At 71.5% G+C, this 25,424-nt stretch carries 15 protein-coding genes and 1 riboswitch; of the genes, 5 read left to right on the top strand and 10 right to left on the bottom strand.

Translation table 11 applies throughout. From position 1 onward, the window contains the following. Nucleotides 1-439: 439 nt before the first annotated feature. The 3 genes from ACSP50_RS02835 to ACSP50_RS02845 all read right to left on the bottom strand — a co-directional run bounded on the left by ACSP50_RS02835 (nt 440) and on the right by ACSP50_RS02845 (nt 5,839). Nucleotides 440-2,593, bottom strand: coding sequence for a YhgE/Pip family protein (locus ACSP50_RS02835; protein ID WP_014687645.1), 2,154 nt, complete (start codon nt 2,591-2,593; stop codon nt 440-442). After that, the gene (locus ACSP50_RS02840; protein ID WP_014687646.1) at nt 2,590-5,151 is read right to left on the bottom strand and encodes an MMPL family transporter; all 2,562 of its coding nucleotides are present in this window, start codon (nt 5,149-5,151) and stop codon (nt 2,590-2,592) included. The genes ACSP50_RS02835 and ACSP50_RS02840 overlap by 4 nt, the downstream gene beginning before the upstream one ends. 70 nt (nt 5,152-5,221) lie before the next feature. Continuing rightward, the gene (locus ACSP50_RS02845) at nt 5,222-5,839 is read right to left on the bottom strand and encodes a TetR/AcrR family transcriptional regulator (RefSeq protein WP_043510749.1); all 618 of its coding nucleotides are present in this window, start codon (nt 5,837-5,839) and stop codon (nt 5,222-5,224) included. A gap of 267 nt (nt 5,840-6,106) precedes the next feature. Here ACSP50_RS02845 and ACSP50_RS02850 point away from each other — a divergent pair, with 267 nt between their 5' ends. Further along, nucleotides 6,107-7,090 (top strand): alpha/beta hydrolase, encoded by a 984-nt coding sequence (locus ACSP50_RS02850; protein WP_014687648.1) that lies wholly within the window; start codon nt 6,107-6,109, stop codon nt 7,088-7,090. Nucleotides 7,091-7,402: 312 nt separating this feature from the next. After that, the gene (locus ACSP50_RS02855; RefSeq protein ID WP_014687649.1) at nt 7,403-10,096 is read left to right on the top strand and encodes a hypothetical protein; all 2,694 of its coding nucleotides are present in this window, start codon (nt 7,403-7,405) and stop codon (nt 10,094-10,096) included. 309 nt (nt 10,097-10,405) lie between these two features. Here the strand turns inward: ACSP50_RS02855 and ACSP50_RS02860 are convergent, their stop codons facing one another. From ACSP50_RS02860 to ACSP50_RS02875, 4 genes are all read right to left on the bottom strand, one after another. Beyond that, on the bottom strand, nt 10,406-10,879 hold the full coding sequence (locus ACSP50_RS02860) for a MarR family winged helix-turn-helix transcriptional regulator (protein ID WP_014687650.1): 474 nt from the start codon (nt 10,877-10,879) through the stop codon (nt 10,406-10,408). Further along, nucleotides 10,876-11,349 (bottom strand): dCMP deaminase, encoded by a 474-nt coding sequence (locus ACSP50_RS02865; protein ID WP_014687651.1) that lies wholly within the window; start codon nt 11,347-11,349, stop codon nt 10,876-10,878. Before ACSP50_RS02865 ends, ACSP50_RS02860 begins: the two co-directional genes overlap by 4 nt. Next, nucleotides 11,346-11,978: a GTP cyclohydrolase II gene (gene ribA, locus ACSP50_RS02870; protein ID WP_014687652.1), complete on the bottom strand. Its 633-nt coding sequence runs from the start codon at nt 11,976-11,978 to the stop codon at nt 11,346-11,348. Before ribA ends, ACSP50_RS02865 begins: the two co-directional genes overlap by 4 nt. 135 nt (nt 11,979-12,113) lie before the next feature. After that, entirely contained in the window at nt 12,114-15,143 is a 3,030-nt protein-coding gene (locus ACSP50_RS02875) for an EAL domain-containing protein (protein ID WP_231956850.1), read from the bottom strand. A gap of 159 nt (nt 15,144-15,302) precedes the next feature. Between ACSP50_RS02875 and ACSP50_RS02880 the strand changes: the two genes are divergently transcribed. Further along, a complete protein-coding gene (locus ACSP50_RS02880) occupies nt 15,303-16,913 on the top strand; it encodes a chitinase (RefSeq protein WP_014687654.1) in 1,611 nt (536 codons plus the stop codon). A gap of 57 nt (nt 16,914-16,970) precedes the next feature. On the opposite strand, the gene ACSP50_RS44750 is transcribed toward ACSP50_RS02880, so the two are convergent. Next, nucleotides 16,971-17,726, bottom strand: coding sequence for a hypothetical protein (locus ACSP50_RS44750; protein ID WP_155123430.1), 756 nt, complete (start codon nt 17,724-17,726; stop codon nt 16,971-16,973). Nucleotides 17,727-18,170: 444 nt separating this feature from the next. Here ACSP50_RS44750 and ACSP50_RS02895 point away from each other — a divergent pair, with 444 nt between their 5' ends. Next, nucleotides 18,171-22,949 (top strand): ExeM/NucH family extracellular endonuclease, encoded by a 4,779-nt coding sequence (locus ACSP50_RS02895; protein WP_231956851.1) that lies wholly within the window; start codon nt 18,171-18,173, stop codon nt 22,947-22,949. A 48-nt stretch (nt 22,950-22,997) separates the two neighbouring features. Here the strand turns inward: ACSP50_RS02895 and ACSP50_RS02900 are convergent, their stop codons facing one another. Beyond that, entirely contained in the window at nt 22,998-23,849 is an 852-nt protein-coding gene (locus ACSP50_RS02900) for a LysR family transcriptional regulator (protein WP_014687657.1), read from the bottom strand. A 70-nt stretch (nt 23,850-23,919) separates the two neighbouring features. Here ACSP50_RS02900 and ACSP50_RS02905 point away from each other — a divergent pair, with 70 nt between their 5' ends. Next, nucleotides 23,920-24,288, top strand: coding sequence for a nuclear transport factor 2 family protein (locus ACSP50_RS02905; RefSeq protein ID WP_014687658.1), 369 nt, complete (start codon nt 23,920-23,922; stop codon nt 24,286-24,288). On the opposite strand, the gene ACSP50_RS44755 is transcribed toward ACSP50_RS02905, so the two are convergent. Continuing rightward, nucleotides 24,285-25,034, bottom strand: a complete 750-nt coding sequence (locus ACSP50_RS44755) for a transglycosylase family protein (RefSeq protein WP_014687659.1) — start codon at nt 25,032-25,034, stop codon at nt 24,285-24,287. The genes ACSP50_RS02905 and ACSP50_RS44755 overlap by 4 nt on opposite strands. A 1-nt stretch (nt 25,035) precedes the next feature. Next, a riboswitch (cyclic di-AMP (ydaO/yuaA leader) is annotated at nt 25,036-25,238 on the bottom strand. Between the last annotated feature and the right edge of the window lie 186 nt (nt 25,239-25,424).

The following is a 25,424-nucleotide window of genomic DNA, read 5'->3' on the forward strand; positions in this document are numbered from 1 at the left end:
CGTGCCCGGAACCGGGCAAACAGGGAGGCAGCGCGCGCCTGCTGGCGGTCCTCGACGAGCGCCGGCCCGGGCCGGTGCTCAAGGCGACGACGACCGCCGAGGACGGCCGGCGCAGCGCCTATTTCGGCACACCGATGTTGTCGGGGCCCAGCACTCCGGGGCAGGCACTCGGTATGCCGGTGCTTCCGGGCGGCAATCCGCAATCTTCCAGGATCTCGGAAGGCAGCGGGACGGGCGACGTCGCCCGGGCCGACGGTTCCGGGGCGGGGCCTTCTGCCGGCGTGGCGGGACGGCAGCCGGCGAGCAGCACCGTCGCCGTCAGCGCGGCGCACAGCTGCGGGAGACGTAGCGACACGACGGTCCAGTCGGCAGCTTCGGGTCCGGACTGAGGCGGCCGACCCGGCATGCCCGCGGTGCGCAGCGCCGGCTCGATTCCGGTTCAGGCGTGGCTCGGCGCCGCCCCATAGCGGACCGGCACCGTCCGGCGGTGGGCGGTGGCGCACAGGACGCCCAGCACCCCGATGGCCAACCACCCCACGGTCAGCATCAGCCCGGTCCCGGCCGCCCCGCCGTGAGCGGTCAGGGCGCGAACGGCCAGGATCGGGCCGTACGTCGGCAGATAGCTCGCCGTCGTCGTCAGGGCGCCCGGCACCGCGGAGATCACCGCCGTGGTCAACGCCAGGACCGGCACCAGGATGGCCGCGAGCCGGCCGGCGGTGCGGAAGCCGATCAGCAACGCCTGGATCACCAATATGAAAGCCACCCCGATCAGCACCGCGACTGCCAGCAGGGCGATCACCCGCAGCGGGGCCAGGCGGAGGAACGCCTCGGCGGCCGCGCTGACCACGACCGCCTGCGCCGCCGCGTATCGCAGCAGCGGCCGCGCGTTGAGCACGGCCAGTCGCCAGGTCGGGCCGTGCCAGGTCAGCGGGTCGCGGCGGGCCGCCGGGGTGAGGATCAGCGTGACCAGCGCGCCGAGCCACAGGACCAGGACCACGATCGGCCCGGCGGTCAGGCCGCCGACCGCGGTTTCGGTGGCTTCGATCGGGGTGGCCGCGACATCTCGCAGGTGGGCCCGTTCCGCGTCGGTGTAGGTCGGCACCTGGTTCCGGCCGTCGTTCAGGCCGTCGGCCAGGTCGGCGGCGCCGCCGGCGAGCGACTGCGCGCCGTTTTCGAGGCGTTGACCGGCGGTCCCGGCGCGGCGTACCGCGGTGGTCAGTTGGTCGGCGCCGGTGGCGAGCCGGCCCGCGCCGGACACGAGCTGTCCGGCGCCGCCGGCCAGCCGGTGCGCGCCGTCGCGGACGGCGGCCGCTCCGGTGGCGGCCTGGCGGGCGCCGGCCGCGACCGACGTGGCACCGCCGGCGACCTGGGTGGCCGCCTTGTCGAGGCGGGCGGCGCCGCCGGCCGCCTGATTGATCGCGCCGGTCAGGGCCGGGGTCCGGTCGGCGAGCTGGTCGGCGCCGTCCGCCACCCGCTGCGATCCGTCGGCGAGCGCGCTGATCCCGTCCCGGAAGGTGACCACCTGGTTCCGCAGGTCGGCCACCGGATTGCCGGCGGCCGCCAAGGCATCCGCGGCTCTGCGAAGTTGGGCGCACACGTCGGCGGGTGTCTCGCACCGGTCGGCCAGCTTGTCCAGATCGGGCAGCCGATCGATCCCGTTCACGATCTGGTCGGCGATCGGGACCACCGTGCCGGCGAGTTTCCGGTTGCCTTCGGCGACCTGTTCCGCGCCGTCCGCGAGTTTCCTGGTCTGCGTCGGCAGGTTCTTCGTGCTGTCCCGGAGCGTGCCCAGGCCGTCGGCGAGCTTGCCGGTTCCGGCCGCGACCTGCCCGGCTCCGCTCGCCAGCCGGCCGGCCCCGGTCGCGAGCTGCCCGGTCCCGGTGGCCAGCCGGTTCGCGCCGTCGCGGAGCTCGCCGGTGCCGTCGGCCAGGGTGGACGCGCCGGTGCTGAGGCGGTCGGTGCCGTCGGCCAGGGCGTCGCTGCCGGCCGCGAGCTGCCGCAGCCCGACAACCAGTTGCCGGTTGCCGTCGGCGACCCGCGTGGCGCCGTCGGACACTTTGCCGGCGCCGTCCGCGGCATCCCCGAGCTGCCGGTGCATCCGGTTGAAGCCCAGGTAGACGTTGTCCAGGTACGTTTCGACCACGGTCTGGTTGAGGGTGGCGACCGCGGCGCCGGTCAAGGTTCGGCTCACCACCGGATCGATTCCGGCGGCGGTACGCGATGAGCTCACCGACACCCGGGCCCGTTCCGCCGTGGCGGGATCGGCGTTGCCGACGGAGGTCGCGGCGCGCGAGAAGTTCGCCGGGATGGTCACCGCCACCCGGTATCTTCCGCTGTTCAGGCCGGCTGCGGCGTCGTCTGCCCCGGTCAGCACCCAGGTGTAGTTGTCGCCGGTGTGCGCGACGAGTCGGGCCGCGAGTTCCCGCCCGAGCGGCACCGTCCTGCCGTTCACGGTGACCGGCTCGTCGCCGTTGACCACGGCCGCGGTCACCGTCTCCAGGTGACCGGCCGGGTCCTGGAAGGCGGCGAGCAGGGCGGTGGTGGCGAGCACCGGCACGAGCAGTGCGGCGGCCCATCGGGGCAGCGTTCTCATGCGTACACCTCAATGGTCTCGGTGATGTCGGGGTGCTGATCACGACCGGTCACCAGCACCGTGCTGCCGCGGCCGGCGGCGGCCCGCAGCGCGTCCAGCGCGAGGGCGCGTTCCGGCAGGTGTTCGAAGCCGTCGATGAGCAGCAGCGGTGGGCCGGCGGCGGCCGCCTCGGTGATGTCACGCAGCGACGGGCGGCGCAGCAGCGCGGCGACCGCGCGTACGCTGCCGGCGCGTTGCGGCAGCACGTGGCCGAGGGTTTTGATCCGGCCCGACACGCCGGTGGTCCGGCCGCCGACGGCGAGCAGGAATGCGCTGGTCGTGTGCGGGTCGCCGACCACTTCGACGAGTTCGCCGGGGCCGATCCGGACCTGGCGCGGCAGGAAGGGCAGCCCGTCGGCGGCGATCACGTCGGTGCTGTCCGGTTCTGGCCAGTCGGCGAGGGCCAGTTCGCGGGTCACGCCTGCGCCCTCGACGTCGAACGAGGGCAGGGCCCGGTCGAGGCGGGCCGGCAGCCACCAGGCGCGGTCGCCGAGCAGTGCCAGGACCGCCGGCACCAGTGTCATGCGGACCAGGAAGGCGTCCACGAAGACGCCCACGGCCAGGCTCAACGCGATGGGTTTGACGGTGGCGGCGCCCTCCGGGACGAAGGCCGCGAAGACCGCGAACATGATCGCCGCGGCGGCGACCACGACCGGCGCGGAGGCCCGGAAACCAGCGTCGATGGCGTGCCGGGCGTCGCCGGTGTGCACGTACTCCTCCCGGATCCGAGAGACCAGGAAGACTTCGTAATCCATGGCGAGTCCGAAAAGGACCCCCATCAGAATGATCGGCAGGAAGCTGATCACGCTGCCGGTGTGCGCGACGTTCAGCTGGTTGGCGAGCCAGCCGCGCTGGAAGACCAGGGCGGTGACGCCGAACGCGCTGCCGACCGAGAGCAGGTAGCCGGCGGTGGCCTTGACCGGCACCGCGACCGAGCGGAACACCATGGTCAGCAGCAGCAGGGACAGGCCGACGACGAGGATCCCGAACGGCACCAGGGCGCCGCCGAGCCGGGCCGAGACGTCGACGCCGACCGCGGTGATCCCGGTGACGGCGGTGCCCACGCCGTACTCCTGCCGGAAGTGTGGTTCGAGGGCGCGGAGCCGGGCGACCAGCGCGACGGTCTCCGGTGAGTCCGGCGCGCTGGCCGGCACCACCTGCACGATGCCGATCTCGGCGCTCGGGTTGGGGGTGGCGATCGGGACCAGCGCGACGCCGGGCACCCGGGAGATCTCGGCGCCCAGCTTCGTCATCAGGCCGACCGGGTCGTGCGAGGCGATGATGTCGGCGGTGACCAGGAGCGGACCGTTGTAGCCGGGCCCGAACTCGGCGGAGATCACGTCGTACGTCCGTCGGGCCACACTTCCCGGCGCCTCGCTGGCGCCGTCCGGCAGTGCCAGCCGCAGTTCGCCGGCGGGCAGGGTGAGCGCGCCGAGCCCGGCCAGCAGCACCACGATGGTGATCACCGGGTGCCGGGTCACCGCGCCGACCCAGCGTTCGAAGATCCGTCCCTGCCGCTGACGCGGCTTCGCGGCCGGGCGGATCCGGTCGCCGGCCAGCGCGAGGAGGGCGGGCATCAGGGTGATGGCGATGAGTACGGCGATGGCCACCGCGAGCGCCGCGCACAACCCCATCGTGGTGAGGAACGGTATGCCCGCCACCACCAGCCCGACCAGGGCGATCACCACGGTCAGGCCGGCGAAGACGACCGCGGACCCGGCGGTGGCGACGGCCCGGGCGATCGACTCGGCCACGCTCAGCCCGTCGCGCAGCTGGTCCCGGTGCCGGGACAGGATGAACAGCGCGTAGTCGATGCCGACGGCCAGCCCGAGCATCATGGCCAGCGTGACCGCGGTCGACGGCACGGTGACCACCCGGGTCACCCCGTACAGCAGGCCGACCGACAAGCCGACGCCGAGGATCGCGGTGAGCAGCGGCAGCCCGGCCGCGACCAGCGAGCCGAAAGTGATCAGCAGGACCATCAGGGCGACGGCGAGACCGAGCCCCTCGACCGGGCTCGGTTTGGGCACCCGGTCCGCGTACGCGTCGCCGCCGACCACCACGCTCGCGTGCGGGATCGAGGCGCCGATCGCGTCGACCGCGGCCTTGGTCGACGGCTTGACGTCCATGAACGCCACGTCGAACTGGACCGTGACGATCGCCGCCCGGGCGGTCCGGTTCCCCCGGAAGCGCTCGTCGAACGGGCTGATCACGGCGACCACCTGGTCGAGCCGCTCGGCCCGGCGAACCGCCGCGGTGATCTCCGGTTTGATCGTCGCCGGGTCGACCCCGGTGATCACGATCTGCGCGGACGAGCCGCTGACCTCGGGGAACACCCGCTTCAGGGTGTCCAGGGCCTGCTGCGACTCGGAGCCGGGGATGGTGAACGCGTCGTCGGTGCCGCGGCTGATCAGCAGACCGCCGCCGGCCAGCAGGACCAGCGTGATCAGCCAGCCGGCGAGGGTGCGGCCGCGGTGTCGGACGACGGCGGCGGCGAGGCGGTGAAGAGCGGAAGACACGGGGGTGCCCCTCCAGGGGGTAGCCACGTGCAGAGAAACTGCACAGGTGCGTGCAGGTTAGCCTTCCTGCTCAGATGTGTGCAAGTTTCAGGTCCCGGGCCGCCGCGATGGCCGACTCCGCCGCCTGGACCGGTAACCCGGCCGCGACCAGCACCGCCGTCGAGGCGGCCACGCCGTCGTCGTGCCACACGCCGTCGTTCACCGCCTGGATCATCGACAGGGTCATCCCCTGCAGTGCCAGGGTCAGCAGTTCGGGCGGCAGATGGGTGGCGAACCGGCCACCGGCCCGCCCGCGAACCAGCAGCTCCAGGCCCTGCGCCCGGATCGGGGCGAGCAGCTCGTGCAGCCGGGCGGCGCTCAGATCGGCCTCGGCCAGCGTCATCAGCAACCGGTACTCCGCGCCGACCGCCCACACGGTCAACGCGAAATCGGCCAACGCGACGTCCGGCTCCAGCCCGGACCGGTCGGTGCCGCCGAGCGCGCCCAGCAGATGCCCGGACACCTTGTCGGCGAGGCCGTCGAGCAGCGCCTCCCGGGTCGGGAAATGGCTGTAGACGGTGCGGCGCACCACCCCGGCAGCCTGCGCCACGTCATCCATGCTCGCCGTCGGTTGCCGGGACAGCAGCTCCTGGGCGGCCCGCAGGATCCGGTCCCGGTTCGCCTCGGCATCACGGCGTTTCGTCGGCATGCGCAAACAGTAAACCGGCGCCAAGGGCAACCTTTCCGCGCGCCACGGCAACCATCGCGACGGGTGGATCCCCGGCATGCGAAAGGCATCCCCATGTCACGCAGAATGCGTAGCCGTACGCCCGGCGTCCTCGCGTGTGCACTCGCCACGATCGCCTCGGGGTAACCGAGCTGGGGGATTCCGCACCATGGCGGCTTCCCGGATGGTGGAGTGGTCACCATAGGTGACCATCGGTGCGATGCCGTGGACAGCCGCCGGGAGCCCATCATGATCAGCCGACCGCTTTCGCGCCTGCTCGCGCTGGCCACGCTGCTGCTCGGCACCCTCGCCGGGGTCGTCGCGGCCGGCCCGCCCACCGAAGCCGCCGTCCGCCCGCCGCGCGTCCTGCGCAACCTGGCCTACGCCCCCGCGCAGCCCGCCGGCAGCCATGGCCACTTGATCGACCTCTACCTCCCGGCCCAGCCCGCTACGACCCCGCGACCGCTTCTGATCGTGATGGGTGGCAGCGGCTGGTTCGCCGACGACGGCAAGGGCTACGCCCCGGTTCTGGTCCCGTATTTCACCGCACACGGCTTCGCGGTGGCCGGCGTCTCCACCCGCTCCAGCTACCAGGCCAAGTTCCCGGCCCAGGTGGAGGACATCCAGGCGGCGATCCGCTGGCTGCGCGCCAACGCGGCCCGCTTCGAAGTCGACCGCGCCCGGATCGCCGTCCTCGGCGACTCGTCCGGCGGCTGGACCGCCCTGTGGGCCGGCTTCACCGACCCCGGCGTCCGCGCGGTCGTCGACCTGTACGCCCCGATCGACTTCCTGGAGATGGACCCGCAAATGCTGCCCGGCGCGTGCGCGTCGTTCAATCGCGCCTTCCGGCTCGCCGACTGCCACATCGACGCCCGGTCACCCGAGTCGTCCCTGCTCGGTTGTGCGATCCTGAGCTGCCCGGAGCGGGTGGCCGAGGCGAACCCGCTGCACCGGATCACCCCCGCCGCCCCACCGGTCCTGATCATCCACGGCACCCAGGACGCTCTGGTCCCGCTGGACCAGAGCGACATGCTCTTCGACGCCCTGCAGGCCGCGGCCGTCCCGGCGACGTACTACACCGTCCCGGGAGTGGGTCACAACCGCGACATCGTCTCCCCACGGGCCGCCCGAGCCCGGGTCCGCCACACCACCCCGGCGCTGACCCCGGACGCGGCCCGCCCCACCTACGCCACCATCGAGACCTTCCTGCGCGCCGCCTTCCGGACGGGCTAGCCGTGACCCCGGCGGCGTCCTCCTGCCGGGCATGACGTGTCGAGCGCCGGTCAGCAGGAACAGGTGATCGAGGCGCAGATGGTGGACCGGCGCACCGGGTCGGGCAGATCCGCAACGTGACGGTGGTTCGCCTGGCGGCCCGGGACACCATCGAGGGGAAAGTGCCGGCTTTGCGGGCGCGCGAAGCCGCATTGTTCGCCGGCCGGTCTCTCCGCCGCCGACATCCGGGAACTCCGCGGCTGATCCGCCAGCCAACTGATCTTGAATAAAAGAATATCTAGATATTTGCGTCGGCCTACTAGAACGGGCCTCATGCGAAAAATCTTGGTCGCCGCGATCGCGGCGAGCACGCTGCTGCTGGGCCTGCCGATGCCCGCCTCGGCGGATCCGCCGGGCAGCACGGCCGACGCGCTGCCCCGCGGATGGTCCCTGGAGCACCGGTCGCTGACCTGGACGAGCGATCGGGCCATCCGGACCGGTGACGCCGCGGTCGAGTTCTGGTCCGGGGATCGGCTGCTGGGACGGGCCCGGGGCACGCGTGACCCGCACGCGTTCACGCTGCCCGGAACCCCGCCCGGTGGGTTGAAGGACCTGCAGGTCAAGGTCGGCGGCAAGCGGGTGGACGCGGCCGCGCCGGCTTCGGTGCAGCGCCGGGCGGCGGGCTCGCCGGTCATCCCGCCGATCCTGCCGGCCAACCCGGTCGACCCGGGAGTGCCGGGGCCGTACCGGACCACGACCGGTGAATACCAGCTGCCGGGGGTGCACCTCTCCACCTACAAGGCCAAGGTCGAGATGCAGGCCGTCGTGGTGGCGCCGAAGGGCGCGCCCGGCAAGCGGCCGCTCGCGCTGTTCCTGCACGGCCGGCACTGGACCTGCTTCGCCGGCACCGACGAGAACGCGATCAGCGCCGACTGGCCGTGCGCCGCCGGCTCCGCGCCGGTGCCCAGTTACCGCGGCTACCTGCAGGCGCAGCAACTGCTGGCCTCGCAGGGCTACGTCACCGTGTCGATCTCGGCGAACGGGATCAACGCCCAGGACGACGCGGACGCCGACGGCGGCGCGCAGGCGCGCTCGGCGCTCGTCCGGATGCACCTCGCACACTGGGCCGACTGGGCCGGCAGCGGCCGCCGGGCTGCGCCCGCGATCGTTCGCGCGGCGCCGCCCGCCGACCTGTCCCAGGTCCTGCTGATGGGTCACTCCCGGGGCGGCGAGGGGGTCAACCGGGCCGCGCTGGACAGCGTGAACCCGGCGCCGGGCGCGCACGACGACTACCAGGGCAAGGTGCGCTGGACGATTCGCGGCCTGCTGCTGATCGGGCCGACCGCGTTCGGGCAGAACCCGCAGCCCGACGTGCCGTCGGCGACGATCCTGCCGGGCTGCGACGGCGACGTCTCGGACCTGGAAGGCCAGATGTACGTCGACGCCACCCGCGGGCTCAGCTCCGGGCGGGCGCTGCACAGCGCGTTGCACGTGACCGGCGCCAACCACAACTACTTCAACACCGAGTGGACGCCGGGGCAGGCCGTCGGACCCGCCTTCGACGACTTCTCCAGCGAGACGCCCGACCCGCTGTGCACCCCGGGGACCGCCCCGGCGCGGCTCACCCCGCAGCAGGAGCAGACCGTCGGCGCCACGTACATCGCGACCGCCGCCCGGGTGTTCCTCGGCGGCGACGACCGGGCCCGCCCGCTGCTCGACGGCTCCGGGGTGCGCGCCCGCTCGGCCGGCCCGGCCCGGGTGCTGAGCCACGCGCTCGGCGGCAACCGCCGCCCGGTGATCGTTCCGGACGCGGCGCTCACCGTCCGCGGCGCCCGGCTGTGCGACGAGGTCGCCACCGACGCCGCCAAGGGCTGCCTGGACACCGACACGATCGCCGGTGCCTCGCCGCACTTCGTGCCGTTCGCCGTCCCGGAACCCGGCCGGGTCGCGGTCGCGCTCAACGGCACCGGGACCGCCACGTTGCAGCCGGCCAAGCCGATGCCGGTGGCCGGTTCGCAGGCCCTGGCCCTGCGGCTGATCGTGCCGCCGAACGCGCCGGCCACCTCGTTCGCCGTCGCGGTCACCGACGACCACGGCCGGCGCACCGACCTCGGCCCGGCCACGGTCACCGGCATGCCCGGCACCGGCGTGACCACGTCGTACTGGGCCCAGGAGGTGCGGCTGCCGCTCCCGCGGACGGTCGGCACGGTGGCCCGGGTGGAGATCACCGCGCGTGGCAACCGCCCGGCGTGGCTGATCGACGCCTGGGGCTGGCAGCCCGGCACCCCCGCCCCGCGACCGGCCGCGCTCGACCGGATCGACGTCGGCGACCTGACCGTCGCCGAGGGCGACTCCGGCACCCGCACGCACAGCGTGCCGGTGCGGGTGCGCGGCCGGCAGGCGGCCGACGTCCGGCTGTTCCTGACCGACCCCGGCACGTCGGAGACCAAGTCGTGGGTGGCCCGGGTCAAGCCCGGCGACACCCGGATCTCGGTGCCGATCAAGGTCACCGGTGACACCGTGTACACCGGGGACCGGTCGTACCCGCTGACCGCCAAGGCCGTCCGGAACGCCGTGGTCGGCGACTACTCCGGTGGGGTCCGGGTGCGCGAGGACGACCCGATGCCCAAGGTCACCATCACGCCGGCCGTGGCCACCGCGACCGAGGGCTCGCCGCTGACCTGGACGGTGCACCTGTCGACGGTCGCCGGCGGTCCGGTGTACGTGGAGTTCGTGACGCAGGCTCCGCCGGCCGGGCCGGAGCTGTCGTCGACCGACGTCGACGCCCGCTGGTTCACCGACCAGACCGGTGAGGACCCGAAGCCGTCCCGGCCGCTGTCCGGCGCCGGCCTGCAGCTGTTCGTGGCGATCGAACCGGGGACCACGTCGCTCGCGGTGACGGTCCCGACGGTCGCCGACGGGGTGGCCGAGGGCGCCGAGCACGTCCGCTTCAAGACGCAGGTCTACCCGTCCGACTTCGGCGACCCGATCCCGCTCGGCGTGATCGACGGCACGGTCACCGACTGACCCGTGGATGCCCGGGGCGACCTCGCCCCGGGCATCCACCCGGTCGGGAGGTGCGCCGGGCCGACTCGTCTCCGTCGCGGCGACCGGGGCGAGAACGGGGAGAAAGAGGAGCCTTGAAGAAGGCCTTGCTTGCCACTGGTCGACGGCATCCCCCTGCGGCGCATGCGACGACCGGGAAGGGAAGGTCGGTGGGAAGCGTCCCGCTGGCCGCCGGCATCGGCGGCAGGGGGCGGGCGGTGCCGGGGGTCAAGCTGGTGGCGGATGCCGGCAGCCGGCCGGGTGTCGGCGGCGTGACGCCGGTCGCAGCGGTCAGGCGGTGGCGGCCGGGAGGATCTTTCCGGTGATCTCGCGGAGCTGATCGACCTCGGTCGCCGAGAGGTGGTCGAAGATCAGACGACGGACCTCGGCGACGTGGCCCGGAGCCGCCGCCTCCAGCACCGCCATGCCGGCCTCGGTCAGCGCCGCGATCTGGCCGCGCTTGTCGAACGGGCAGGCGCGGCGGCACAGCCAGCCGCGCTGTTCCAGGCTGGTGACCGCGTGTGAGAGGCGGCTGGTGGTGGTGCCGACCATGCGGGCCAGATCGGTCATCCGCATCTGGTGGCCGGGGGCGGCGCTGAGGTTCGCCAGGATCTGGTAGTACGCGTGGGGGATGCCCGCGTCGTCGCGCAGCTGCCGGTCGAGGGCGCTGGGCAGCAGCATCAGCAGCTGGGTGAGGTTGAGCCAGGCGGCCATCTCGGGGCTGCTGAGCCAGCGGGTGTCGGTCGCGAGGGCATCCTGGGTCATGTCGTCTGCATCCCCATGACGTGGGCGTTGATATCGCGTACCGCCTCGCCCAGCGCGGCGATCTCGACCACCTGCACGCCGTGACCGAGCAGCGTCTCGACCCCGGTGCAGTCGGCGAAGTGCAGCGGTTCGCGCAGCGCCAGCACGACCCGGCGGATGCCGCTCGCCAGGATCAGCTCGGTGCAGGAGACCGGCCGGGACTTGCGGACGGTGCACGGCTCCAGCGAGGTGTAGAGGGTGGCGGCGCCCAGGTCGAAGCCGCGGCCGGCCAGTTTGGCCAGCGCCTCCTCCTCGGCGTGGAAGTGCGGGTCGGTCTCGCCGGTGTAGCCGGTGGCCATCGGGTTGCCGGCCGGGCCGACCACGACCGCGCCGACCGCGTAGTGGGTCGGCGACGGCGGGGAGAGCCGGGAGAGGTCGATGGCCGACCGGGTCCAGAAGAGGTCGGCCTCGGTCGCGTCGCGAAGCGTCATGCGGCACCGGTCAGGTCGAGGGTGTGCGCGGTGTGGTCCCGCTTGGCGGCGAGGTACCGGGCGTTCGCCGGGGACAGGTGCACGCCCGTAGGCAGCTGCTCGGTCACCTCGACCCCGAGGGCGGCGAGCTGGCCGGCCTTGTCCGGGTTGTTGCTGAGCAGCCGGATCCGTTCGGCGCCCAGGGCGTGCAGCATCTGGGCGGCGGGGGTGTAGTCCCGCTCGTCCTCACCGTGGCCGAGGGCCAGGTTCGCCTGGTAGGTGTCGAGGCCGGTGTCCTGCAGCGCGTACGCGTCGAGTTTCGCGTACAGGCCGATGCCGCGACCCTCCTGGCGCAGGTAGAGCAGGATGCCGCCGGCCTCGGTGATCCGCTCGGCGGCCTCCCGCAGTTGCGGGCCGCAGTCGCAGCGCTGGCTGCCGAAGACATCGCCGGTGAGGCACTCGCTGTGCGGGCGGACCAGCGGGTTCGTCGCGTTCCGCCAGTCGCCGAGGCCGAGGGCGAGGTGCTCACGGCCGTCGGCGAGGCCGGTGAAGGTGAACACCTCCGCGGTGGTCGCGTAGCCGTCCGGGAACTCCAGCGGCACGGTGACCCGGGTGCGGACCTGCGCCGCCTGTCCGATCGTCACTGTCATCGCAACCCCCATAGGTTGTTGAAGTTTCACCAACACTATTCGCCGGTTGCTCTTGAAACTTCAACAAGCAAGAGAGTGGGCTACATCACGGAGGCCGCGACCCAGAAAACCTGGATCGCGGCCCCCATCTCCAACCTAGCGGCTGGTGGCGTCCGCCAGAGCCCGCTCCACCGGCACCGGCTTGCCCAGGTAGAAGCCCTGCCCCAGGCGGATGCCGCAGGCCCGCAGGGCATCGCGCTGCGGGGCCGACTCGATGCCCTCGGCGATCACCGTGCAGTCGTTCGCCTCGGCGAACTCCACCAGCGTGCGGATCGCCGCCTGCCGGGCCGCCGACGTCTCGATACCGGCCAGCGTGGCCGGGCCGAGCTTGAGGATCTCCGGTCGTAACGTCTCCATCCGGGACAGCGTGTCGAACCCGGCGCCCGCGTCGTCCACCGCGAACCGGGCCCCGGCCGGCAGCCGCTCCAGGTCACCGGCCTCCGGGCTGCGGAACTCCAGGACCAGCGGCCGGTTCGCCTCGTCCAGCAGCGGCGCCAGCTCGTGCGGCCGGCGCAACAGGTCGTTCGAGACGTTGACGGCCAGCCAGGCGCCGGCCGGCAGCGAATTCGCCGAGGCCAGCGCGGCCCGGATCAGTGCCGCGTCCAGGTCGATGTGCAGGCCCTGGTCCTGTGCCGCGGCCAGGCTCAGCTGCGGGGTGCTGCCGTCGGCGAACCGGGTCAGCGCCTCGTAGCCGACGACGTCGCCGGACTCCAGCTCGAAGATCGGCTGGAACACGGTGAAGAAGTTGAACTCCTCGAACGAGTGCGACACGCTGGCCTTGCGGCCCCGGGTGACCGGCGCCTGGCTGGACCGGACCGCGACCATTCCGGAACCGCCCCGCTCGGCGCCGCCGTAGTGCAGCACCGACGCCCAGTCGCCGATCGCGCCGCCGCCGAGCGCGGCGGGGGCCGGAACCGAGCTGACCGGCGTGCCCGTGGCCTTGTTCTTCGGCTTCACCGGGCGGTACAGCCAGGCACGCAGATGGGCGAACAGGTCGATCAGGGTGTTGCCGAGACCGACGAACGCGATCATCGCGTACAGCGAGAGAAGGAGATTGAAACCGGCGAAGGCCAGGTTGTTCCAGAGCTTGTGCTGGACGTCGTGCACCACGGTATACCCGCAGAGCGCGATCAGGGCCAGCGGCGCCAGCAGGTAGAACGTCGCCGCGGTGGTCCGGTTGCGGACCTTCGGCGTCCGTTTGAACTGGCTCTTCTCGCCGGTCAGCAACTGCAGCAGCGAGGCGAAGCTACCGGACAGGTTCACCGGCAGCAGGATCAGGTTGAAGCCGTAGATGCGCAGCACGTCGAGCCGCTTGTAGCCGTTCGCCTTCAGGTCGCCGGCCATCATCATGAAATACGGCACCGACACCAGCAGCAGCACCGGGTTGAGCAGATCCTTGTTGAACGGGTAGACCAGCATCACGACCAGGCACACGGAACTCCAGAAAATGGAGGCCATGTAGTTCACCCGCAGGAACAGCTCGCCGAACCGGTTCTTCTGCTCCCGCTTGTTGCGGGCCTTGAACTGGTCCTTCAGCCGGGACAGGATCAGCAGGCCGCCATTGGCCCAGCGCTGCCGCTGAATGCAGAGCGACCCGAAATCCGGCGGCGTCGCGCTGTACGCGAGCCGCTCCGGGTAGTTGTACAACGTCCAGCCGTGCACCCCGAGGTCGATGGTCGACTCGGTGTCCTCGATGACCGTGCGGTCCTGGATGTAGCGCTTGATCTCCCAATCGCCCTCGTAGGCCGTCTCGCAGATGTCATCGAGAGCCTTCTTGCGGAGTACGGCGTTGGCCCCCACCCAGAACGTCGCGTCGTACTGCGTCATGCCCTGGTGCACGATGTGCTGAATGTCGGTGGTGGCCCCGGAGATCCGTTCCACCCGGGTCGCCGCCCCGGGGAAGGCGCTGTACGGCGTCTGCGCCACCGCCACCCCTGCCGACGCGCCCTGCTCCATCATGTGTACCAGACGCAGCGCATAATCCGGCAGCAGCACACTGTCCGCGTCCAGGGTCAGCACATAATCCGGATTCGGCACGGTCAACTGGGCGCGACCCGGTCCGGCCGGCACCAGCGCCAGCCCCATCGGCGTACGCACCTCCTGGTAGCTGCCGCCCATCAGGCCGATGTAGCTGTTCAGGTTCATCGCCTTGTTCGGCTCGCCGGACAGCGACACGTACCGCTTGCGCTCGAAGCTCGTCATCGACACGCCGAAGATCGCCAGCAGCCGGCTGTACAGCTGCACCAACCGGGCCACCGGCAGGGTGGCGTTCTCCTCGGCGCCGGTCTCCAGCGCCTCGGCGATCGTCGACAACTCCTCGGCCAGCGCGTTCAGGATGTGGTCGACGAAGAACGTGTCGGTGTGGTCGACCATCTCCTGCCGGTTCGCCAGCCCGTACAGCCAGCCGGTCGCGGCCCGGTACTCGGCGGCCAGCGCCCGCATGTCGTCGCTGGTCCCGACCCGTTGGCCGCGATCCGCGAGCGCCTGCTCGAACTGCTCGAACGCGGCCTGCGCCCGGTTGAACGGCACCGCGAGCTCCGCCTCGATCGCGCCGGGCAGCCGCCGGGCGGACAGCAGCAGATCCCGGGCCGACCGGGTCTTCGGCTGCTGCGGGTCGTCGATCAGCAGCACCACCCGCAGACCCGGGTACTCCTGCAGTGCGGCGGAGAGCAGCGTGGTCCGGACGACCCGCTCGTCCTCCTGGTACGACGGCACCAGCACGGTGACCGTCGGCGTCTTCGGCTCGGCCAGGAACGCGTCCAGCACGATCCGCGGCGACCGCTGATGCCCGCGACTGCGGTAGAAGAAGCCGATCCGGGTGATCAGGTACGCCATCGCCGAGGCGGCGAGACCGGTGATCACCAGCATGTAGACGATCGCCTCGACCGCCAGCCGCGCGGTGCTCGCCCGGCCGACGATGAACTGCTCGAAAATCGTGTAGGCGAGATAGCCGGCCCAGACCGCGATGGTGAGCACGATCGCGAGCCGGCCGCGGGCGATCCGCCCCTCGGAAATGGGTGGCGGAACCACCGGATGGGGGGCCGACCGCCGGTCGGCGCCCCACTGGCGCTGGGCGTCCGGCCGGGGCTGGGCCACCGAGGTGCGCTGCATGGGGTTGCCCTTCATGGGTTGTCGAATCCGGCCTCGGCACTGGGACCGTTCGACACCCCATCGGCGCTGGCAGGACACCGCATGAAGGTTTGACCGGAAAACCTCGTGGGTCCTTCAGTCCGCCGCCGCGGCGCCGATGTGACTGCCCAGACACCCATGAACGAGAGGGCCCCGATGCTCACCGACCGCGCCACCCCGCAGACAGTGCGGCCGGACGACGATCCGCTGGCCGATCCGAACTGGCAGGAACCCGAGCAGCCCGGCGAGAGACTGTCCTGGTTCCGGTTGCTCTTCCTGATCCTGGCGCTCGGCGCGGTCGGCGCCGGCAGCACCTTCGGCGCGATGCGCCTCAGGGAGAACGCCGGCACCCGGGCCAAGTCGTGGGCGGTGCCGTACGTCGACGTGACCCTCACGCCGACCTTCGAATTCCAGGATCCGGACGCCAACCCGGCGAACGACGTGGCCCTCGGCTTCGTGGTCGCCGACCGGACCGACGGCTGCGTGCCGAGCTGGGGCGGGGCGTACACGCTCGACGAGGCGGCCGCCTCCCTGGAACTCGACCGGCGGATCAGCCAGCTGCGCGCGGCCGGCGGCAACATCATGGTGAGCGTCGGCGGCCAGAGCAACACCGAACTCGCGGTGGCGTGCGCCGACCAGGCGCGGCTCACCGAGGCGTACCGCCAATTGGTGAAGCGCTACCAGTTGGCCACCCTCGACCTGGATGTGGAAGGCGCCGCCCTGGGCGACCAGGCGTCGCTGAAGCGCCGCGCCGCGGCGCTGAAGACGGTGCAGGACGAGCGCAAAGCCGCCGGTGACCCGCTCGCCGTGTGGCTCACCGTGCCGGTCTCCCCGTCCGGCCTGACCGCCGACGGGCTCGCCGCGGTCCGCGCCACCCTCGACGGCGGCGTCGCACTGCGCGGTGTCAACGTGATGACCATGGACTACGGGACCGGGAACAGCGCGAACCCGGACATGCTCGGTCTCACCACGCAGGCCCTCGACAACACCCACAAGCAGCTCACCGACCTGTACCTGCGACTCGGCGCGCAACTCACCTCGGCACAGGTGTGGTCGCGGATCGGCGCCACCCCGATGATCGGGCAGAACGACGTCGACACCGAACGGTTCACCGTCGCCGATGCCCAGGGACTCGCCACGTTCGCGGTCGACAAGGGCCTCGGCCGGGTATCCATGTGGTCGCTGAACCGGGACGCACGGTGCAAGGGCACCTTCACCAACGTGGTGGTGCACTCCAACACCTGCAGCGGTGTCGACCAGCAGGCGCTGGCCTTCTCCAAGGTGTTCGCCGGGCTGCCCGGCACCTCGGTCGGATCATCCGGCCGGGACGCGGTGGAGATCCCCAACCGGTCGTCGGCCATCGACGACCCGACGACCAGCCCGTACCCGGTGTGGCGGCTGACCGCGCAGTACGTGGGCGGCTACAAGGTGGTCTGGCACGGCGTCGTCTACCAGGCGAAGTGGGCCAACTCGGGAGCCGATCCGTCGGCGGACGACACGGCGGGGGCGCCGAACCCGTGGTCGGTGGTGGGGCCGGTGACCACGGGCGACAAGCGGCCGACGCCGACGCCGAACGTGACCGGCGTGACGAACGTGTGGAATCCCGGCACGTCCTACCATCGCGGAGATCGAGTCACTTACAACGATTTGCCGTACGAGGCCCGGTGGACCACCCGGGGCGACGCACCGTCGACCGACTACCCGGTCGACCCGGATGAGGCATGGGCGCCGTTGTTCACGGTGCCCGGGGAACCGGTGGTGAACTGAGATTGTCGTGGGCGGGCCGTCAGGCCCGCCCACGGCTGTTTCGCTGGCTAACCGCGATCAGTGATTCGAGTGCGGGCCGCCCGCACCCGGGCCGCCCGCGCCGGGACCGCCCGCACCGGGACCACCCGCGCCGGGACCCCCGTGCCCACCGGGACCGCCCGCGCCGGGGCCGCCTGCACCGGGGCCGCCTGCGCCGGGGCCGCCTGCGCCGGGGCCGCCTGCGCCGGGGCCGCCTGCGCCGGGGCCGCCTGCGCCGGGGCCGCCCGCGCCGGGACCCCCGTGCCCACCGGGACCGCCCGCACCCGGACCGTCGTGTCCGCCCGGACCCTCGTGTCCGCCGGGGCCCCCATGTCCGCCGGGGCCGCCCGGACCCTCGTGTCCGCCGGGACCGTCGTGTCCGCCCGGACCGTCGTGGTCCGGCCGGCCGTGCCCGGGCCAGTTCGGCCGGTTCGGCCAGTTGCTCGGCCAGATTCCCGGCCGCCACCGGCTGTCCCACCGCTGGTCCCAGTCGTTCTGGTCGACGACCAGCGCGAACGCTCCGCGCCGGACCCCCCACCGCACCCGCTCGCAGGCGTGGTCGTCCCAGGCCCGGAACCGCTCGCCGACCTGTCCGGCCCGCTCGCACGCCCAGAAGGTCCGGTAGTACCCCACGACCTCGTCGTCGTTCCACGGGTCCCGCTGCGCCTTGGCCGGCGCCTGGGAGTGTCCGGTCGCCGCAGTGCTGGGCGCCGCGGCGGCCGGCCCGGTCGCCAGCACGGCGCCGCCCAGCACTCCCAGGCCGGCGAGGCCGAGCACACGCATGGTGTTCCGCATGATCTTCCCTTCTGTCTTTTCCCCCCGAACTTCAATAACCATGACAGAAAGCACCAAACCCGCATAAAACCGAAACTCATCCTTTCAGCCCTACCTAGATCACGTTCGGCGCCCACCCGGCTCGGATGCGGCGACCCGGGACGGGGTGCTCACGGCGTACCGCCGCAATGGAGGGATTGAGGTTTTGCGGGTTCGAGCGTCGGGACGGGAACGTACCGTCACTCGCTGTATAGACAGCCGACAGGTAACATTCCGTAGTGGACAGACGCGGAGCGGGCCGCCGTCGGGTTGAGTGGTCGTTAAGGGCGGATTCACCCACGTCCTTTGTGGGGTGAACCCCTTTCTGTTACCTGGCTGAGAGAATTCCGTCACCAAGCCTCCCTAATCTGCGGCGCACTCACTTCCATAGGGAGACCTGTTTCCATGCGTCCATATCTACGCAGCGTGAGTGCCGCTGCGAGCCCGCAGGCGATCCGAGCCTTGGGCGCCGCGGCCCTCGCGACCGCGCTGGGTTTTGGTTTCTCCGGGCCGGCGTTCGCGGCCGAAGCCCAGATCCCCTTCATCAGCGAGATCCACTACGACAACGCCGGCTCCGACTCGGGTGAGGCGGTCGAGATCGAGGCGCCGGTCGGGTTCGACCTGAGCGGCTGGCAGATCGTCCTCTACAACGGGCACACCAACACGTCGTACGACACCAAGACGTTGTCCGGGGCCGTTCCGGCGGCGGGTGTGGTCGTGCAGACCTACCCGGCGAATGGCGTCGAGAATGGACCGGACGACGGTGTCGCCCTGGTCAAGCCGGACGGCACGGTCGTCGAGTTTCTGAGCTATGAGGGCACGCTGGTCCCGGTCGACGGCCCGGCCACCGGCCTGACCAGCACCGACATCGGGGTCGCGGAGACCACCAGCACCCCGGTCGGGCAGTCGCTGCAGAAGATCGACGGCAAGTGGACCGGCCCGGCCGCGAACACGTTCGGCGCCCTCAACAAAGCCGGTGGCACCGACCCGGACCCGGCTCCGGCCGGTTGCACCACCGCGGTCACCAACACCATCGCCGAGGTGCAGGGCACCGGCGCGGCGTCCCCGCTGGCCGGGCAGAAGGTCACCGTCGAGGGCGTGGTCACCGCCGACCACCGCACCGGTGGCTTCGCCGGCTTCTACCTGCAGACCGCGGGCAGCGGCGGCGCCGATCGCCCGGTCGCCGCGGGTGCCGCGTCGGACGCCGTCTTCGTGCACGGCGGCACCGCGGACATCAAGATCGGCGAGCAGGTCCGGGTGACCGGCACGGTCACCGAGTTCAACTCGCTCACCGAGCTGTCGTACACCGCGAAGTCCGACGTCCAGGTCTGCGCCACCGACGCGACCCTGCCGACCGCGGTGCCGCTGAAGCTGCCGGCCGGCGACGCGGTCCGCGAGTCGGTCGAGGGCATGCTGGTCGCGCCGGTCGGTGACTACACCGCCTCGGACCCGTACTACCTGACCACCTACGGCGAGGTCGTGCTGGCCGCCGGCGACAAGGTCGCCAAGGTGCCGACCGACGTGGCGAAGGCGGGCAGCGCCGAGGCCGCGGCGGTCAAGGCGGAGAACCGGGACCGCCGGATCCTGCTGGACGACGGCAAGACCACCAACCTGTCGGCGAACGGGATCGCCCCGCCGTACATCAGCAAGGAGCAGCCGATCCGGGCCGGCGACAAGGTCGCCTCGTTCGGTCCGGTGGTGCTCGACTACGCCTACGGTGACTGGCTGCTGGAGCCGACCACCCCGGTGTCCGCGGACACCCCGGCCGCGAGCCGGACCACCTTCGACGACAGCAACCCGCGGACCGCCAAGCCGGCGGCCGTGGGCGGTGACATCAAGGTGGCCAGCTTCAACGTGCTGAACTACTTCGTCCACTTCGGTGGCGACGCGCGCGGCGCCACCGACGCCGCGCAGCTGGCCAAGCAGCAGGCGAAGATCGTCTCGGCGATCAGCTCGCTGGACGCCGACGTGGTCGCGCTGATGGAGATCGAGAACTCGGTCAAGTTCGACGCGAACGACCCGCAGCTGGCGCTGAAGACCCTGGTCGGCGCGCTGAACGAGAAGGACGGCGCGGGCACCTGGGACTACGTGCGCACGCCGGCCGAGCTGCCGGGCCCCGAGTCGCAGGACGTCATCACCACGGCGATCATCTTCAAGCCGGCCAAGGTCACGCCGAAGGGCGCGTCCCGGTCGGTGAACGACGAGAGCGTGTGGTCGAACGCGCGGGAGCCGATCGCGCAGACCTTCCACGCCGGCAGCATCGACTTCACCGTGGTGGCCAACCACCTCAAGTCGAAGAGCACCGGGGTGCCGCCGACCGGCGACAACGTGGACGCCGGCGACGGGCAGGGCCCGTACAACGGGGACCGCAAGCGTCAGGCGGCCGCGGTCGTCAACTTCGTCAAGGGTGTGGAGAAGGACAGCGGCACCGACAAGGTGATCCTGCTGGGCGACTTCAACTCGTACACCCAGGAGGACCCGATGCAGGTCCTCTACAGCGCGGGGTACACCGACGTGCACAGCGCCAAGGCGCCGGGGAAGAACTCGTACGTCTTCGGCGGCGAGTCCGGCTCCCTCGACCACGCGCTGACCACGCCGTCGCTGACCGACCGGGTCACCGGCGTCGACATCTGGAACATCAACTCGGTCGAGTCGTACGGCTTCCAGTACAACGGGTACGCGCCGTTCTACAGCCCCGACCCGTACCGGGCCAGCGACCACGACCCGGTCGTGATCGGCCTGGACACCAGCGCGCCGAAGCCGATCGACCTGCAGCTGCTCACCATCAACGACTTCCACGGGCGCATCGAGGCCCCGTCGGCGGGCGTCGGTGGCGCGGCCCAGCTGGTCGGCATGGTCGACAAGCTGCGCAAGGACAACCCGAACACGCTGTGGACGTCGGCCGGTGACAACATCGGCGCCTCGACGTTCGTCTCGTCGATCGACGGCGACAACCCGACCCTGGACGCGCTGAGCACCGGTGGCCTGGCCGCCTCCGCGGTCGGCAACCACGAGTTCGACAAGGGCATCGCCGACCTGACCGGGCACGTGCAGAGCCGGGCCAAGTTCCCGTACCTGGGCGCGAACGTCTACGTCGACGGCAAGCGCGCGCTCCCGGCCTACTCGGTGCAGACCGTGGGCGGGGTCCGGGTCGGCTACATCGGTGTGGTCACCGGCGAGACCAAGTCGCTGGTCAGCCCGGACGGCATCAAGGGCGTGGAGTTCCACGACCCGGTCGCCGAGGCGAACCAGGTCGCGGCCGAGCTCTCCGACGGCAACGAGGCCAACGGGGAGGCCGACGTGGTCGTGCTGCTCACCCACGAGGGCGCCGCGACCGCGAACATCTCCAGCGCCGAGGCCCTGCAGAACGACCCGGTCTTCGGCCCGTTCACCAAGGCCGGCCCGGACATCGACGTGATCTTCAGCGGTCACACCCACCAGCCGTACGCGTTCGAGATCCCGATCCCGGGCACCGACCGGCTGCGTCCGGTGATCCAGGCCGAGGACTACGGCGTCAAGCTGGGCCGGGCGAAGCTGACCTACGACCCGGTCACCAGGTCGGTCACCGCGTCGACCGCCGAGCTGCTGCCGGTCACCGGCTACCCGGAGAACGCGGACGTCGCCGCGATCGTGACGGCGGCCAAGGCCAACTCCGCGGAGCTCGGCAAGAAGGTGCTCGGCAAGATCACCGGCGACATCAAGCGGGCGGTCTCCAGCACCGGGTCCGAGGACCGCGGCGCCGAGTCGGACATGGGCAAGCTCATCGCCGACGTGCAGCTCGACCAGACCAGGGACGCCGGTCGCGGCGGCGCGCAGATCGCCGTGATGAACCCGGGCGGGCTCCGCAACGACCTGCTGTACGGCGCGGACGGCACGGTCACCTACGCCCAGGCGTACGCGGTGCAGCCGTTCGCGAACGACGTGGTCACCAAGACGCTGACCGGCGCGCAGCTCAAGACGGCGCTGGAGCAGCAGTGGCAGCCGGACACCGCGTCGCGTCCGGTCCTCTGGCTGGGCGTCTCGAAGGGCTTCACCTACCAGTACGACCCGACCCTGCCGAAGGGTTCGCGGATCATCGCCTCGTCGATGAAGCTGAACGGGGTCACCATCGACCCGGCCGGCTCGTACCGGGTGACGATGAACTCGTTCCTGGCCTCCGGTGGCGACAACTTCACCGTGCTGGGCGAGAACAACCCGAGTCGGACCACCACCGGCGACAACGACCTGACCATGCTGGTCAACTACTTCGCCCAGCACTCGCCGGTCAGCCCGGACCCGACCCCGCGGTCGGTGAAGTTCACCGACGGCACGGCGCCGACCGGGGCGTACGCGGTGAACGCGGCCGCGATCTGGACCGGGCAGACGGTCACCCTGACCCAGTCCTCGCTGGCCGACGACAAGTCCGCCGCCGCGAAGATCAAGCAGGTGGTCAACTGGGGTGACGGCAGCGCCGCCGAGACCCTGGAGGCCGGCGCCAAGTCCGCCACGCACAAGTACGCGACGGCGGGCAGCTTCACCATCCAGGTCACGATCACCGACGAGGCCGGCAACGCGGCCACCGTCGCCGGCGGCACGGTCACGGTCGCCGCGCAGGCCGGCCAGTTCAAGCTGGACCGCGCCTCGATCTGGACGACCCAGGCGGTCACCCTGACCGGCAGTGTCGTCACCGCCGACTCGGTCAACATCGGTTGGGGCGACGGGACCACCGGCTCGGCCTCGGCCGACATCGCGGTGGCGCACGCGTACACCAAGGCCGGTAAATACACGGTCACGGTGACGCCGGTGAACAAGCTCGGTGCCGGCGCCGCCATCCAGGCCGGTGTCGTCACGGTGGCCGACGACGTCTTCGCCCCGGCGCCCAGCCTGCTGGTGCCGAACCCGGCGAACGTCGCCGAGAAGTGGACGAACCTGCACGGCACGGTCACCGACCAGGGGCTCGGCGTCGCGAGCGTCCGGGTCAAGGCGGTCGAGTACCGGGTCGACGGCAAGTGGTACTACTACCACGCCGGCGCCTGGTGGAAGTCGGCGTCCAAGGAGACGGCCATCTCCCGGGCCGACCTGCTCACCGCCGCCGTCAGCGGCAACCTGTGGTCCGTGCGGGTGCACGGGGTGGCCACCGGCACGCTGCGGATCAGCTACAGCGCGGTGGACAGGGCGGGTAACACCTCGCCCGGTTACGTCGTGAACCAGAAGCTGACCAGGTAATCCGGTTTCTGCGGAGGCCCCCGTCGCGATCGCGACGGGGGCCTCTTCCTAGGGGAAATGCTTCAGGAACGCGGTGAGCGCCGGATTCGGTCGCTCCTGCCAGACCAGCGCGAGCAGCGCCGGGACGTCGGCGCCGTCGATCGGGACGGCGGTCAGATCCGGGTGCGCGGCCGCCATCGACTCGCTGAGCACCGCGACACCCAGCCCGCGCCGGGTCAGACCGGCGACCGTGTCCGGCGAGGTCGCGACGAGCGCGACCGCCGACCGCCCCGGGGTGCTGCGGTCCAGCGCGTCACGGATGCCGGTCCCCACCGGGAGGCAGATCACGGGGTACGCCGACAGCAGGCTGATCGGCACGCCCGGGCTCCCGGCGAGGTCGCTGGTGGGTGGCACCAGGGCCACGAGCCGTTCCCGGATCAGCACCCGGGTGGCCAGATGCTCGGGCGGAACGCCGGCCAGCCCGGCCAGCGCCACGTCCAGACTGCCCGTGCGGACGCCGGCGACCAACTGATCCGAGTTGGCCTCGGCCAGCTCCAGCTCGATGCCGGGGTGCTCGGCATGGAAGGCGGCGAGCGCGTCGAACAGCGGCGCCACCTCGCAGCCGATCACCATGCCGATCGTCAGCCGGCCCCGGATGAGGCCCTTGACCTCGTCGATCGCGTCGCGCAGGTCGAGCGTGGAGTCGAGGGCGGCGCGGGCGTGGCGCAGCGCCACCGAGCCGGCGTCGGTGAGCCGGGCGGTGCGGCCGCTGCGGATGAACAGCTCGGCGCCGAGCTCGTGCTCCAGGGCCTTGATCTGGGCGCTGACCCCGGATTGCGTGATGTGCACCCGCTGGGCGGCGCGGGTGAAGCTGCCGGTCTCGGCGACCGCGACGAAGTACTCCAGCTGACGCAGATCCATGAGTGGCGATTGTAGCTGCCATCAAAACTATGCGTTGGACTTGTGGACCGGCGCGGAGGAGGGTGAAGACATGACTTCTTCCGAGAAAGCCTTCCAGCCCGAGGACCTCACCCGGCTCTTCGTCGAGCGGGCCAACGCGAAGGATGCCGAGGGCCTCGCCCTGCTCTACGAGGAGGACGCGGTGATGGCCTATCCGCCCGGCAGCCAGACGGTCGGGCGCGCCGCCATCCAGAAGCTGTGGGCGGAGCTGTTGCCCAAGATGCCGCGGTTCGAGCCGGAGCCGCCGCTGCCCACGCTGATCAGCGGCGACCTGGCCCTCACCGCGACCCCGCCGAAAGACGGCGCCGGGGCGAGGGCACAGGTGGTCCGCCGTCAGGCCGACGGCTCGTGGCTGCGGGTCCTCGACCACCCGGAGATGCGGCCCGGCCAGCAGGCCTAGATGGCCAGGCGCTGCCCCACCGACAGGCGGTTCGGGCTGCTCAGCCGCTTCGCATTGGTGCGGTAAAGGGCGCGCCAGCCGCCCCTGACGTGGTAACGGCTCGCGATCCGGGACAGGGTGTCCCCGCGCCTCACCACGTAGGTGTGGCTCGCCCGCAGCGGCGTTGTGTAGGACGCCAGGCGGTACGGGCTCACCGAGGTCGTCCGGTGTGCCCTGGTGAGGCCGCGGCGACCGCAGGTGGGCCAGGCGCCGATGCCCTGGTGGCGCAGCACCCGCTCGGCGATCAGGATCTGCTCACTCTTGGAGGCGAGGTTCGCGGTGGAGCCGTACCGGGTGCCGCCGTGTGCCCGCCAGGTGCTGCGGCTGAACTGCAGGCCGCCGTAATAGCCGTTCCCGGTGTTGATGCCCCAGTTGCCGCTCGACTCGCACTTGGCGACCGCGTCCCAGTTGACGTCCGCGGCGGCTGCGCTGGCCGGGGAGGCCCCGGTGGCGAGCAGTCCGACCGTGCCGGCCAGGCCGGCGATGGCGATGCCGAGAGCCCGCTTGAAACCGGGGCGGGCGTTCGGGAGTGCGATGAGATGGATTCTGGCCCGCCGCACCTCGGTGCGCCGGTGCCTTCCGGGTCCTGCGGTGCTCTCCGTGACGAGTCCGGCGGTGGCCGGAGCCTGCGCGAGCCGGTTCAGGGCACGCGGGGACTGGGCTCGCCGGGACAGGACACGACGAACCCGCTGGTTCAGGTGAAGCATGAAGTTTTCCCTCCACGCCTGCGAGGTGAGCTGTCGGGTTCGGGCCGAGGAGCCCGGCCGCACGGGTGCGGCTTCACCCCGAGGCTCGTCCATGCGTTCCGGGAACTCCGGCTCGTGGACGTGCCGAGGAACTGGTGGGTCCCCCGCTCCATGCCTGTGGGTTGTTGACCGTGACCGGCAGGCAGGACTCGGCGTTCCAGTCACGGTGTCCGCGATGGTGCGGACTTGCCGACGGTAGTCACCGCCTTACAGGAATGACCAGGCCTGTAAGCACAGCCGGTGACGTTGTTCACCCAAATTAGCCGCTTTGATCTTCCTTTGTGTGGATAACTCCACGAGTTTTTCGATCGCGTCACGACTTGCCGCCATCGTGGTCAGCCGGACGGGGGA

It is taken from the genome of Actinoplanes sp. SE50/110, from assembly GCF_900119315.1.
Lineage (GTDB): Bacteria > Actinomycetota > Actinomycetes > Mycobacteriales > Micromonosporaceae > Actinoplanes.